Genomic DNA, 13,204 nt, shown 5'->3' with positions numbered 1-13,204 from the left:
GCGACCCTGTGAGGTGTCTTTCGTGAGCAAGTTCAGTGACCTGACCCGACTGCCGGATGCCCGTGGCCATTTCGGCCCCTATGGCGGCCGGTTCGTCTCGGAGACCCTGAGCTTCGCCCTGGAGGATCTGGAGAAGACCTACCTGAGTCTTCGCGACGATCCGGACTTCCAGGCGGAATTCGACTATGACCTGGCCCATTACGTGGGCCGCCCGTCACCGCTCTATCATGCCGAGCGATGGTCGAAGCAGCTCGGTGGTGCCCAGGTCTGGCTGAAGCGCGAGGACCTCAACCACACCGGCGCCCACAAGGTGAACAACACCATCGGCCAGGCCCTGCTGGCCAAGAAGAGCGGCAAGCCGCGGGTGATCGCCGAGACCGGCGCGGGCCAGCACGGCGTGGCCACCGCCACCGTGGCCGCCCGGCTGGGCCTCGAGTGCGAGGTCTACATGGGGGCCGAGGACGTCGAGCGACAGAAGCTCAACGTCTACCGCATGCGCCTGCTGGGGGCCAACGTCATTCCGGTGGAGTCCGGCACGCGGACCCTCAAGGACGCCATGAACGAGGCGCTGCGCGACTGGGTGACCAACGTCGACGATACCTTCTACATCATCGGCACCGTGGCCGGGCCGCATCCCTATCCGATGCTGGTGCGCGACTTCAATGCCGTGGTCGGGCGCGAGGCGCGCCGCCAGTCGTTCGAGGAGTTCGGCCGGCTGCCCGACGCCCTGATCGCCTGCGTCGGCGGCGGCTCCAACGCCATGGGGCTCTTCTACCCCTTCGTCGAGGACGACGAGGTCGCCATGTACGGCGTCGAGGCCGGCGGCGACGGGGTCGCCACCGGGCGTCACGCCGCGCCGCTGGCCTCGGGCGCGCCGCGCGGCGTGCTGCACGGCAACCGCACCTACCTGATGTCCGACGAGGGCGGCCAGGTCTCCGACACCCACTCCATCTCGGCGGGGCTCGACTACCCCGGCGTGGGGCCGGAGCACGCCCTGTGGAAGGACGTGGGCCGGGTCAACTACGTGGCCGCCGATGACGACGCCGTGCTCGAGGCGTTCCGCGAGCTGACCCATGTGGAGGGCATCATGCCGGCGCTGGAGTCGGCCCATGCCCTGGCCCATGCCAAGGTGCTGGCGCCGACCATGCGCCCCGACCAGCATATCGTGGTCAATCTCTCCGGACGCGGCGACAAGGATATCCTGACCGTCGCCAAGCTCGACGGCATCGACATCTAGGGGACCCTGATGAACCGTATCGACCAACGTTTCGCCGCGCTCAAGGCCCAGGGACGCCGCGCGCTGATTCCCTACATCACCGCCGGCGACCCGGCCCCGGAGCATACCGTGGGCTTCATGCACGCCCTGGTGCGTGCCGGGGCCGACGTCATCGAGCTGGGGGTGCCGTTCTCGGACCCCATGGCCGATGGCCCGGTGATCCAGAAGGCCTGCGAGCGCGCCCTCAAGCACCAGGTGCGGCTCTCGCACCTCTTCGAGATGGTCCGCGAGTTCCGCCGCGACGACGCCGAGACGCCGATCGTGCTGATGGGCTACCTCAACCCGGTGGAGCGCATCGGCCTCGAGGCCTTCGCCGACCAGGCCCGCGAGGCGGGCGTCGACGGGGTGCTGATCGTCGACATGCCCCCGGAGGAGGCCGACATCCTCGGCCCGACCCTCAAGGCGCGCGGCCTGGCCTCGATCTTCCTGGTGGCCCCTACCACTTCCCGCGCCCGGGCCGCTACAATATGTGCCCACGGCGAGGGGTATCTCTACTACGTGTCCCTCAAGGGGGTGACCGGTGGCGCCGCCCCCAATGCCAACGATGTCGCCGAGCACCTGGCCCCGCTGCGCGAGCTGACCGACCTGCCGCTGTGCGTGGGCTTCGGCATTCGCGATGGGGCCTCGGCCGCCGAGATGGGCCGGGTCGCCGACGGCGTGATCGTGGGCAGTGCGCTGGTCAGCCGAATCGCCGAGAACGCCGATGCGCCCGAGGCGATTCCCGCCGCCCTGGAGGCGGTACTGGGCGAGATGCGTCAGGCACTGGATGCGTGACGGGCCCCGCGCCGACCGATTCGATTCCGCCCCCGGTTCGCCGGGGGCGACAGCATAGATGGAAGCGTTTCTGACATGAGCTGGCTAGACAAGATCGTGCCCTCGGTGGGCCGCATTCAGCGCAAGGACCGTCGCGCGAGCGTGCCCGACGGCCTGTGGCGCAAGTGTCCCAAGTGCGAGGCGGTGCTCTACCTGCCCGAGCTGGAGAAGCACCACAACGTCTGTCCCAAGTGCGATCACCACCTGCGCCTCACCGCCCGCAAGCGGCTGGACTGGTTCCTGGACAAGGACGGTCGCGAGGAAGTCGCCGCCGACCTCGAGCCCATCGATCGCCTCAAGTTCCGGGACTCCAAGAAGTACAAGGACCGCCTGGCGGCGGCCCAGAAGGCCACCGGCGAGAAGGATGCCCTGGTCGCCATGCGCGGCACCCTGGAGGGGCTGCCGGTGGTGGCCGTGGCCTTCGAGTTCACCTTCATGGGCGGGTCCATGGGCGCCGTGGTGGGCGAGAAGTTCGTGCGCGCCGCCACCCTGTCCCTGGAGGAGGGCATCCCGCTGATCTGCTTCTCCGCCTCCGGCGGGGCGCGGATGCAGGAGGCGCTGTTCTCGCTGATGCAGATGGCCAAGACCTCGGCCGCCCTGGAGAAGCTCAAGCAGGCCGGCGTGCCCTATATCTCGGTGCTCACCGACCCGGTGTTCGGCGGGGTCTCGGCGTCGCTGGCCCTGCTCGGCGATCTCAACGTCGCCGAGCCCAATGCCCTGATCGGCTTCGCCGGGCCCCGGGTCATCGAGCAGACGGTACGCGAGCAGCTGCCCGAGGGCTTCCAGCGCAGCGAGTTCCTGCTCGAGCACGGCACCGTGGACATGATCGTCCATCGCCAGGAGATCCGTGCTCGCCTCGGCGGGGTGCTGCGCAAGCTGACCCACCAGCCGACCACCGGCCTGGCCGAGCCCGAGCCGGCGGCCGAGCCCGACCTGGTGGATGCGGCGCAGCAGGCGGAAGCCCAGGGCGAGGAGGCGCCGGCCGCGGCGGACGCCGCCGAGCCGGTGGAGACGGCAGAGCCGACGGGCGACGAGCAGCGCCCCGACGCCGGCCGCTGAGCCAGGAGCCCATGCACGACGCTTCCCTTTCCCCGCTCGAGGCCTGGCTGGCACGGCTGGAGGCGGCGCATCCGGTGGACATCGATCTCGGCCTCGAGCGGGTGGCCGAGGTCGCGCGCCGTATGGGCCTGCTGGACGGCCCCGTCGCCGGGCGCGTGATCACCGTGGCCGGCACCAACGGCAAGGGGTCCACCGTGGCCATGCTCGAAGCGCTGGCCCGGGCCCATGACTGGACCACGGCGACCTACACCTCGCCCCACCTGCTGCGCTACAACGAGCGCCTCCGCCTGGACGGCCAGGAGGCGGATGACGACTGCCTGGTGGCGGGCTTCGAGGCGGTCGACGCCGCCCGGCATGACGGCGACCCGGTCAGCCTGACCTATTTCGAGGCGGGCACCCTGGGGGCGCTGCATGCCATCGCGGCGCGGGGCCCGGACCTGGCGATCCTCGAGGTCGGCCTCGGCGGGCGCCTGGATGCGGTCAATATCCTCGATGCCGACGTGGCCGTGGTCACCACCATCGCCCAGGACCATGCGGCCTTTCTCGGCGACGATCTCGAGGGTATCGGTCGGGAAAAGGCCGGCATCATGCGTTCGGGGCGCCCGGTGGTCCTCGGCAGCACCGCGCTGCCGACGAGCGTGCGCGCCACCGCGGCTGCGCTGGGGGCGCCGGTGCATGCCCTGGGCGAGGCCTTCCGGCGCCTGGCCATCGATCCCGGCTGGACCTGGCGGGGGCATGACGCCGCGGGGCGGGCGCGTCGGCTGGCGGCGCTGCCCGATCCGGGCCTGCCCTTGGACAATGCCGCCACCGCCCTGCAGGCCCTGGCGCTGGCCGGCATCGCACTGGACGAGGCCGCCTGCCGCCAGGGCCTGGCGTCGGTGACGCTGCCCGGTCGCATGCAGTGGCGGGGCCAGTGGTGCCTGGACGTCGGGCACAATCCCCATGCCGCCGGCTACCTGGCCGGTCGCCTGGCCGAGCGGCCCTGCCGGGGACGCACCATCGCCCTGCTCGGCATGCTGGGCGACAAGGACGCCGATGGCGTGATCCGCACCCTGGCGCCGGTGATCGACGCCTGGGTGCCGGTCAGCCTCGACGGCGACCGGGCGCGCAGCGCCGACGCGCTGGCCGGCCGCCTCGAGGCCCTGGGCCAGACGGTATGGCATCGCGCCGCGTCGCCGGGGCAGGGGGCGGACTGGCTGGAAGCGCGCCTCGAGCCCCAGGATCGGGTGCTGGTCTGCGGGTCCTTCTTCACCGTGGGCGCCGTGCTGGCGGCCTGGGCGTCCCGGGCGCAGACTGCAACGGATGACAGGCCCAGCGAGGGAGCGACATGAAATACGGTATGCGTGAGCGGGTCAGCGGTGCGCTGATCCTGATCGCCCTGGCGGTGATCTTCGTCCCGCTGTTGTTCGACGACCCGGCTCCCCGGGAGGATCGCCCCGAGCCGGTGCTGACCATGGAGCAGCCGGTGGAGGTCCAGCGCCGCGACGTGGCGGATCCGCAGCCGCCCGAGAGCCTGCAGGAGACCCCGGCGGCCGGTCGCGACACGGCGAGCGACGAGGCCACGGCGTCCCGCGAGCCGGCCCCGGCACCCGCGCAGGAAGACACGCCGTCGACTGCTTCCGCACCCGAACCCGAACCCGAACCCGAACCTGAAGCCGTCGCCGAGGCCGGCACCCCGGAACAGGCCGCCGAGCAGTCGGCCTCGGCCGACCCCATCGCCGACCTGGCCCGCGCCGCCGACGAGCGGTTGGCCGGGAGCGAGGCGTCCGGCAGCGAGCCGGCTTCCCCCGCCCCCGGCGGCGAGTGGGCCGTCCAGGTGGGCAGCTTCGGCGAGCCGGGCAACGCCGAGCGCCTCGAGACGCGGCTGACCGAGCAGGGCTATCCGGCCTACCTGCGGCCACGGGGCAATGACCTGACCAGCGTCTATGTGGGCCCCTATGCCAACTCCGAGGTGGCCGAGGACGTGATGGGCCAGCTCAAGGCCCGCCTGAACCTGCAGGGCCTGCTGGTGAAGGCGCCATGACGTTGACCTGGCTGGACTGGCTGTTCATCGGCCTGCTGACGGTGACCACCCTGGCCGGCTTCCTGCGAGGCCTGGTGCGCGAGGCGCTCGGGCTGGCCTCCTGGATCGTCGCCCTGCTGGCGGCGCGCTGGCTGGCCGAGCCGGTGGCCGAGCTGCTGGCCGGCGTCATCGACAGCCCCGACGGCCGTCTGGTGCTGGCCTTCGTGCTGGTGGTCTTCGCCGTCATCCTGGCCTGTGGCGTGATCATCCGGCTGATGCATGCCGCCATCGAGTGGGTCGGCATGGGGCTCCTCAATCGGGTCACCGGGGCCGCCTTCGGGGCGGCCAAGGGCGCGGCGATCCTGGTGCTGGTCACCATCGTGATCAGCCTGACGCCGTTGGTGCAGCTCCAGGCCTGGCAGCAGGCCACGCTGCGCCCGAGCTTCGAACAGATGAGAGACTGGGCGGTAAGCCGACTGGCGGTCTGGGAGGATCGCCTGCCCGAGTCGGCGCCGTCCCTGGGCGACCTCCCGCGCTCCGCCTCGCGACCGGCGACGGAAGCGGACGAGGTCGCCTCCCCCTGACATTGATGAAACACGGGGCGGCCTCTCGATGCCGTCCCACCCTAGGCGAGCGAGGTAAGGTGTAATGTGCGGTATCGTGGGCCTGATGGCCAAGCAGGCGGTGAACCAGGGGATCTATGATGCCCTGACGGTGCTTCAGCATCGAGGCCAGGATGCCGCCGGCATGATGACCTGGAACGAGGGGCGCTTCCTGCTGCGCAAGAGCAACGGCCTGGTGCGTGACGTCTTCCACACCCGCCACATGGCGCGTCTCAAGGGCAACCTGGGCATCGGCCATGTGCGCTACCCCACGGCGGGGTCCTCCAGCGAGGCGGAGTCCCAGCCGTTCTACGTCAACTCGCCGTACGGCATCAGCCTGGCCCACAACGGCAACCTGACCAATTCCGAGCAGCTCAAGCAGGAGCTGTTCTCCTCCGACCTGCGCCACATCAACACCAGCTCCGACTCCGAGGTGCTGCTCAACGTCTTCGCCCATGAGCTGGGCAAGCAGGGCCTGCACCTGGAGCCGGGCGACATCTTCGATGCCGTGCGACGAGTGCATCGCCGCTGCCGTGGCGGCTATGCCGCGGTGGCGATCATCAACGGCGTCGGCATGGTCGCCTTCCGGGATCCCAACGGCATCCGTCCGGTGGTCTTCGGCACCCGTGACGAGGGCAACGGCCAGGAGGTGATGATCGCCTCCGAGTCGGTGGCCCTCGACGTCGGCGGCTTCGAGCTGCACCGTGACCTGGCGCCCGGCGAGGCGCTGTTCGTCGACATGAACGGCCAGCTGCATACCCAGTCCTGCGCCGACGCCCCGCGGCTCGCCCCCTGCATCTTCGAGCACGTCTACCTGGCACGTCCGGACTCGATCCTCGACGGCGCCTATGTCTACGGCACGCGCATGCAGATGGGCCGCAAGCTCGGCGATCGCATCAAGGCCGAATGGCCGGATCACGACATCGACGTGGTCATCCCGATCCCCGACACCTCCCGGACCTCGGCCCTGGAGCTCGCCCAGCACCTCGGCGTGACCTTCCGGGAAGGCTTCATGAAGAACCGCTACATCGGGCGGACCTTCATCATGCCCGGCCAGACCCAGCGCAAGAAGTCGGTGCGCCAGAAGCTCAACGCCATCGACATCGAGTTCAAGGGCAAGAACGTGCTGCTGGTGGACGACTCCATCGTGCGCGGCACGACCTGCCGGCAGATCATCCAGATGGCCCGGGAGGCCGGGGCCAACAACGTCTACTTCGCCTCGGCGGCGCCGCCCGTTCGCTATCCGAATGTCTACGGCATCGACATGCCGGCGGCCAACGAGCTGATCGCCCATGGCCGCAGCGAGGCCGAGGTGGGCGAGTTGATCGGCGCCGACCGCATGATCTACCAGGACCTGGATGACCTCCAGGACGCCTGTCGCGAGGTCAACCCGGCCCTGGACGCCTTCGACTGCTCGGTGTTCGACGGTCGCTACATCACCGGCGACATCGACGCCACCTACCTGGCCGATCTCGAGGCGTCCCGCAACGACGCGGCCAAGGAGCAGAGCGCCGGTGATCATGCCCTGGTGGGCATGCACAATCAGGAAGACGACATCGACTGAGGGAGGCCTCATGCACGACGAATCCAATCCGGCGGACGCCTGGGGCCTCGACACGCGGGCGATCCGTACCGGGCACCAGCGGACCGGCGAGCAGGAGCACGGCGAGCCGATCTTCCCGACCTCGAGCTTCGTCTACGAGAGTGCCGCCGAGGCGGCGCGCAAGTTCGGCGGCCAGGAACCGGGCAACATCTATTCCCGGTTCACCAACCCCACGGTGCGCACCTTCGAGCAGCGTCTGGCCGCTCTGGAAGGCGGCGAGCGTTGCGTGGCGACCAGCTCCGGGATGTCGGCGATCCTCGCCTCGGCACTGGCGTTGCTGCAGGCCGGCGACGAGATCGTCGCCTCGCGCTCGCTGTTCGGCTCCACGGTGAGCCTGTTCGACAAGTATCTGAGCAAGTTGGGCATCACCATCCGCTATGTGGAGCTCTCGAACCTCGAGGCCTGGGAGGCGGCGGTGACGCCGGCGACCAGGCTGCTGTTCGCCGAGACCCCGTCCAATCCGCTCTCCGAGGTGGTCGATATCGCGGCGCTGGCCGAGATCGCCCGTCGCCATGGGGCCTGGCTGGCCATCGACAACTGCTTCCTGACTCCCGCCCTGCAGCAGCCGCTGGCCCTGGGGGCGGACCTGGTGATCCATTCCGCCACCAAGTACCTGGACGGTCAGGGACGTGCGGTGGGGGGCGCCGTGGTGGGGCCCGACAAGCTGCTCGAGGAGGTGTACGGCGTGGTGCGCACCTGCGGGCCCTGCCTGAGCCCGTTCAATGCCTGGATCTTCACCAAGGGCCTGGAGACCCTCGGCCTGCGGATGAAGGCCCATTGCGCCAATGCCCGCCAGCTGGCCGAATGGCTCGAGGTCCACCCGGCGGTGGAGCGGGTCCACTACAGCGGCCTGGCCAGCCATCCCCAGCACCCCCTGGCGGCGCGCCAGCAGCGCGACTTCGGCGCCGTGCTCGGCGTCGAGGTCAAGGGGGGCCGCGAGGGCGCCTGGTCGGTGATCGATGCGACCCGGCTGCTGTCGATCACCGGCAACCTGGGCGACGTGAAGAGCACCATCACCCATCCCGGGACCACCACCCACGGTCGTCTCTCCGACGACCAGAAGGCCGCCGCCGGCATCCGCGAGGGGCTGATCCGCGTGGCCGTCGGGCTCGAGGACCTCGCCGATCTCCAGGCGGACCTGTCCCGCGGGCTCGATGCCCTGGCCTGATCCTCCTGCTTCACATGCCGTCCGTCCGGGCGGCATGTGGAAATTCCGAACGAAACTTTCATCTTTTTTCAGCGGATTCGGCCGGTCCGGTCGGGTAGCCTGTCGTCTCGATTCGCGATGATCAGGAGTCGCTCATGTGGCGTAACTCGACTTCCGGCTGGGGGCTGGTCAGCATCCTGCTGCACTGGCTGAGTGCGCTGGCCTTCGTCGGGCTCTTCGTGCTGGGCTGGTGGATGACCGGGCTCGGCTACTACGACAGCTGGTACAACCTGGCGCCCTGGTGGCACCGTTCGCTGGGTATGCTGCTGCTGGCCGCGACCCTCGCGCGGCTGGCCTGGCGGCTTCCCCAGCCGGCACCGGTGTTGCCCGGCCCCCGCCTGGAACGCCTCACCGCGCACCTGGGGCACGTGGCGCTCTACGCGCTGATGCTGCTGGTGCTGATCAGCGGCTACCTGATTTCCACCGCCGAGGGCGACGGCATCAGCGTCTTCGGCTGGTTCACGGTGCCGGCGCTGGTCAGCGACCTGCCCAACCAGGCGTCCCTGGCCGGCACCGTCCACTGGTACGGCGCCCTGGCCATGATGGGCCTGGCCGCGGGCCATGCCCTGGCCGCCATCAAGCACCATTACCGGGATCGCCACGACACCCTGGTCCGCATGCTTCATCCGCGTCATGCCCGTCGCGGCGGGACGCCACACCCCTGAGTCACCTCCAAGGAGACAGCGATGTTCAAGAAGAACGCCCTGGCGGCCATCCTGGCCACCACCGCCCTCGTGCCGCTTGCCCAGGCCCAGGCCGCCGACTACGTGATCGATACCGAAGAGGGCCAGCATGCCTTCATCCAGTTCAAGATCAGCCACCTCGGCTTTTCCTATATCCTGGGCAGCTTCGAGGACTTCTCCGGCCAGTTCAGCTATGACCCGGACGATCTGGCGGCCTCTTCCGCCAACCTCGAGGTGGACGTGGCGAGCCTGACCACCAACCACGCGGAGCGCGACAAGCACATCAAGAGCGACGACTTCCTCGACGTCGCGGAGTACCCGACCGCCAGCTTCACCTCCACCGGCTTCGAGGCGACCGGCGAGGACCAGGGCGTGCTGAGCGGCGAGCTGACCCTGCACGGCGAGACCCGGGCCATCGAGATGCCGGTGACGCTGCTGGGCGAGGGTGAGGACCCCTGGGGCAACTATCGGGCCGGCTTCGAGGGCTCGACGACCCTGGCCCTGGCCGATTATGGCATCGACATGTCCAGCTTCCCCGAGCCGATGCAGGAACTCGAGCTCTACGTGACCTTCGAGGGCATTCGCCAGTAACACACCGATCAGGCGTCGCCCGAACCAGAACACCCCCGGCCGCTGGCAGGGGGTGTTTTTCATGCCTGGCCATCAGGCCAGGCTGACGGGACCGGCGCCGGGGACCTCAGCGGCCAGCGCCGTGGAGGATGGCCTCCGGGAAGTGGCGGCGCAGGATACGGTTCTGGAAGGGGTCGACGAAGCGCGAGTTGATGATGATGATGAAGCGCTCGAAGGACGCCGACGGCTCTTCCGCGGTGATGGTGTCCACGCTGTGGAAGAGCTTGTCGTCGCGCAGGTGCAGCACATCCCCCGGGGTGAGAGACATGTCGGCGAGCTGCCGGGTGCCGGCCTTGTCGGCATACAGCCGGTTGCGGCCCCCCGTGACGTTGTGCCGGGTCAACACCATGATGCTCAGCGCGTTGCAGCCATCGGCATGGATGCCCTGGCCCTGCAGCGGATCGAGGGCCGTCTCACCGCGTACGCCGTTGATCTGGAAGAGGATCGGTTCATTGGGCTGGATGTTCCAGAGTCGCGCCCAGGCGCGCACGAAGGCCCTGACATCGGGGCGTTGCAGAAACGCCTCCTGCAGCGGCGCGTAATACCGCAGCCTGTCGGCCATGCTCTCGGCATCATTGAAGGCGCCGCCCTGTGCCATGGGGCAGGGGCCCAGGGTCTGGACGCCGTTCTGGTCGTCGATGGCGAGCCACGCCATGCGCTTCCAGCGCTGATTGACATAGGGATCACGCGGCAGGTCCGTGGTGAAGCCCTGCCAGGCTTCCAGGTCCACCCGCGAGCCGACCCGCGTCAAGGCCCAATGCTGCCGGCTGAGGTCCTCGCTGACGCCTGGCGACCAGTAGTCGGCGAGGGGGTCGATTGGCATGGTGGTACGGTCGAAGCCATATTTGAGTGTGTCGAGTTTCATGAGTCGTTCTCCTGTGAGTCCTGGGCGTTATTGCCCGTTCGTTGACTAAAAAAATCAGCCAACAATAAGGACAGGAGAAGAATTGTTTCTAAATGTCAATAAGTGTTTCTGTGGCGTATTCTCCTGGGGCATCCAAGGGCGAGAGGCGCCATGGCCGGGATCATCGGCGGTGGCGAGGGGCAGATCGAGGCGATGCCGTGCAAAAAATAAGCGAAAAGTGTGATAATCGAGACGTGCCCTATCATGAGAACGTCTGAGTGGATTTCATCGCCCGCTACCGAGAAGTGTGATGATCGGTGCTGTGTCCCGCCTCTGGCGGTGGTTGGTACAAGGGGTGAGCCCCGGCCGGCAGGCCTCGCCACTCCCGGACGACGGGGGCGGCGAGGACGTCGCCGTGGTGCGTCGCCAGTACCTGGAGAGCGAGCAGCGCTTTCGTGCCCTGCTGGAGAGCCTGCCCAAGGTGGCCGTGCAGGGCTATGACCGGGACCGGCGAGTCATCTACTGGAACGAGGCCAGCACGCGACTCTATGGCTATCGGGCGGAGGAGGCGGAAGGACAGCTGCTGGAGCACCTGATCATTCCGCCTCCCATGCGGGAGGCGGTGATTCGGGCCCATCGGGCCTGGATCCAGGAGGGCCAGGAGATTCCGGCGGGGGAGCTCGAGCTGCTGCATCGCAGCGGCGAACTGGTCCCGGTGTTCTCGCACCACGTGATGCTGGGGGAGCACACCGAATCGCCCTTGATGTTTTGCGTGGATGTGGATCTCTCGGACCAGAAGCGTGCCCATCGCGACCTGGCCTTCGCGACCCGTTTCGACAGCCTGACCCAGCTGCCCAATCGCCAAACCTTCGAGATCGAGCTGGATGCCCTGCTCGAGGAATGCCGGCGGCGGGGCATCGGCGCGGCATTGCTCTACCTCGATATCGACCGCTTCGTCGAGATCAACGACGCCCTGGGGTATGCCCAGGGCGACCAGCTGCTGGTGGAGCTGGCCCACCGGCTTCGCCAGGAGCAACGCGGGACGGATCTGATGTCCCGGGTCTCGAGCGATGAATTCGTGCTGGCGTTCCCGGGGATCGAGTTTCACGACGATGTCCTGCGGCTGGTGCGCAAGGTGAAGGGCGTCTTTCAGCGGCCCTTCAGTCTCGGGGGCGGTGAGCGCATGGTGACGGCCAGCCTGGGGATCGGCCTGTTTCCCGAGAATGGGGTCACGGCCCGCGACCTGATCCGTAACGCCGACGTCGCCAAGAACCACGCCAAGCTCGAGGGGCGGGGCGGACTGCAGTTCTTCCACCAGCGGTTGCACGATGAGCTGGTCCATCAGCTTGACTTGGTGGAGCGGCTGGAAAAGGCCGTCGATCGGGGCGAGCTGAGCCTGTGCTATCAGCCCCAGGTCTCGGCCGTCAGTGGACGCATCGAGAATCTCGAGGCGCTGTTGCGCTGGCTGCCGGCGGAGGGTGCCCCGGTGTCGCCGGCGGAGTTCATCCCCCTGGCGGAGCAGTCGGGGTTGATTCACCGCCTCGGGGACTGGGTGGTCGAGGAGGCCTGTCGTCAACAGGCGGCCTGGCGCGCCGCGGGATACCTCGAGTCGCGCATCGATATCAACCTCTCGGGCTCCCAGCTCGCCCGGCCGGATACCCTGGAGCGTTTCGAGGCGTGCGTGCAGGCCCATGGCCTGGCGCCGGGCGATATCGGCATCGAGCTGACCGAGAACGTGTTGATCGATGCCGACCACCAGATCCTGGAGGGGCTGCGGCGCCTCTACCATCGCGGCGTGCGGATCGCCATCGATGACTTCGGTACCGGCTACTCCTCGCTGAGCTATCTCAAGCTCTTTCCGCTGACGGCACTGAAGATCGATCGCAGCTTCGTGCGTGATGCCCCCGGTCAACCCGAGGATCGCGCCATTATGGAGGCGGCGGTGTTCATCGGTCATCGCCTGGGACTCGAGGTGGTCGCCGAGGGGGTGGAGAACGCCGAGCAGCTGACCCTGATCCGCGAGATGCACTGTGATCTGGTGCAAGGCTATTACTTCTATCGTCCCATGCCGGCGCCGGACATCGAGCGCTTGCTGTCAGGGCTGGTCACCGGTCCTCACGGGTAGGGCTATCGCAGTTAGCCGTGTCGCTCGGGGCTGATCCGGCGACAGGTCCCGGGGTGCCGGACCATCAAGGAGGCGCTGTAAACCCTTCCTTGGGCGCTACCGACGCCCTGCGGCGCTCTCGCGTCCCGCTCCGCTTGCAGGTCCGGTGCTGGCCATCCATGGCCAGCCCGTTCGGAGCCGTGCTCCTCACCCCTGGCGTAGGACCTCCTCTCCGACCTGTCCCCGGCGCCCCTCGTCATATCCAAGTTCTATAGCCTTGCCTTCCACGGGTTTGCCGACTGAGAGTCGTCACGGGATGGCGTAGAATGCCCAGCTCACGTTGCGACCCGGAGTAGATGTGAGTCATCCCTCGCCCCCCTC

General features: G+C 68.4%; 12 protein-coding genes. 11 read left to right on the top strand and 1 reads right to left on the bottom strand.

Translation table 11 applies throughout. The features are described 5' to 3' along the window. The first annotated feature begins 22 nt into the window (after positions 1-22). The 10 genes from trpB to OCT48_RS11125 all read left to right on the top strand — a co-directional run bounded on the left by trpB (position 23) and on the right by OCT48_RS11125 (position 9,836). The gene (gene trpB, locus OCT48_RS11170) at positions 23-1,237 is read left to right on the top strand and encodes a tryptophan synthase subunit beta (RefSeq protein ID WP_263589233.1); all 1,215 of its coding nucleotides are present in this window, start codon (positions 23-25) and stop codon (positions 1,235-1,237) included. Positions 1,238-1,246: 9 nt separating this feature from the next. Continuing rightward, complete coding sequence (trpA, locus tag OCT48_RS11165; RefSeq protein WP_263589232.1) at positions 1,247-2,050, top strand: tryptophan synthase subunit alpha; 804 nt, start codon at positions 1,247-1,249, stop codon at positions 2,048-2,050. 75 nt (positions 2,051-2,125) lie between these two features. Beyond that, positions 2,126-3,148, top strand: coding sequence for an acetyl-CoA carboxylase, carboxyltransferase subunit beta (gene accD, locus OCT48_RS11160; RefSeq protein ID WP_263589231.1), 1,023 nt, complete (start codon positions 2,126-2,128; stop codon positions 3,146-3,148). An 11-nt stretch (positions 3,149-3,159) separates the two neighbouring features. Beyond that, positions 3,160-4,479 carry a bifunctional tetrahydrofolate synthase/dihydrofolate synthase gene (gene folC / locus OCT48_RS11155; protein ID WP_263589230.1) on the top strand — a complete coding sequence of 440 codons (1,320 nt, stop codon included), beginning with the start codon at positions 3,160-3,162 and terminating at the stop codon, positions 4,477-4,479. Beyond that, positions 4,476-5,171, top strand: coding sequence for an SPOR domain-containing protein (locus OCT48_RS11150; RefSeq protein WP_263589229.1), 696 nt, complete (start codon positions 4,476-4,478; stop codon positions 5,169-5,171). Before folC ends, OCT48_RS11150 begins: the two co-directional genes overlap by 4 nt. Next, positions 5,168-5,734, top strand: a complete 567-nt coding sequence (locus tag OCT48_RS11145) for a CvpA family protein (RefSeq protein WP_263589228.1) — start codon at positions 5,168-5,170, stop codon at positions 5,732-5,734. The genes OCT48_RS11150 and OCT48_RS11145 overlap by 4 nt, the downstream gene beginning before the upstream one ends. Positions 5,735-5,798: 64 nt before the next feature. After that, positions 5,799-7,316, top strand: a complete 1,518-nt coding sequence (gene purF, locus OCT48_RS11140; RefSeq protein WP_263589227.1) for an amidophosphoribosyltransferase — start codon at positions 5,799-5,801, stop codon at positions 7,314-7,316. Between the two features lie 10 nt (positions 7,317-7,326). Then, positions 7,327-8,523 carry an O-succinylhomoserine sulfhydrylase gene (locus OCT48_RS11135; RefSeq protein ID WP_263589226.1) on the top strand — a complete coding sequence of 399 codons (1,197 nt, stop codon included), beginning with the start codon at positions 7,327-7,329 and terminating at the stop codon, positions 8,521-8,523. A gap of 134 nt (positions 8,524-8,657) precedes the next feature. Further along, positions 8,658-9,227, top strand: coding sequence for a cytochrome b (locus OCT48_RS11130; RefSeq protein WP_263589225.1), 570 nt, complete (start codon positions 8,658-8,660; stop codon positions 9,225-9,227). A gap of 21 nt (positions 9,228-9,248) precedes the next feature. Next, complete coding sequence (locus tag OCT48_RS11125; RefSeq protein ID WP_263589224.1) at positions 9,249-9,836, top strand: YceI family protein; 588 nt, start codon at positions 9,249-9,251, stop codon at positions 9,834-9,836. Between the two features lie 106 nt (positions 9,837-9,942). On the opposite strand, the gene OCT48_RS11120 is transcribed toward OCT48_RS11125, so the two are convergent. After that, positions 9,943-10,740 (bottom strand): 2OG-Fe dioxygenase family protein, encoded by a 798-nt coding sequence (locus OCT48_RS11120; protein ID WP_263589223.1) that lies wholly within the window; start codon positions 10,738-10,740, stop codon positions 9,943-9,945. A gap of 289 nt (positions 10,741-11,029) precedes the next feature. Here OCT48_RS11120 and OCT48_RS11115 point away from each other — a divergent pair, with 289 nt between their 5' ends. Continuing rightward, a complete protein-coding gene (locus OCT48_RS11115) occupies positions 11,030-12,844 on the top strand; it encodes a putative bifunctional diguanylate cyclase/phosphodiesterase (RefSeq protein WP_263589222.1) in 1,815 nt (604 codons plus the stop codon). Positions 12,845-13,204: the final 360 nt, after the last annotated feature.

This window comes from Halomonas sp. M4R1S46 (assembly GCF_025725685.1).
GTDB lineage: Bacteria > Pseudomonadota > Gammaproteobacteria > Pseudomonadales > Halomonadaceae > Halomonas.
The sequence above is the reverse complement of the archived record's forward strand: the minus strand, read 5'-3'. Positions and strand labels throughout refer to the sequence as shown.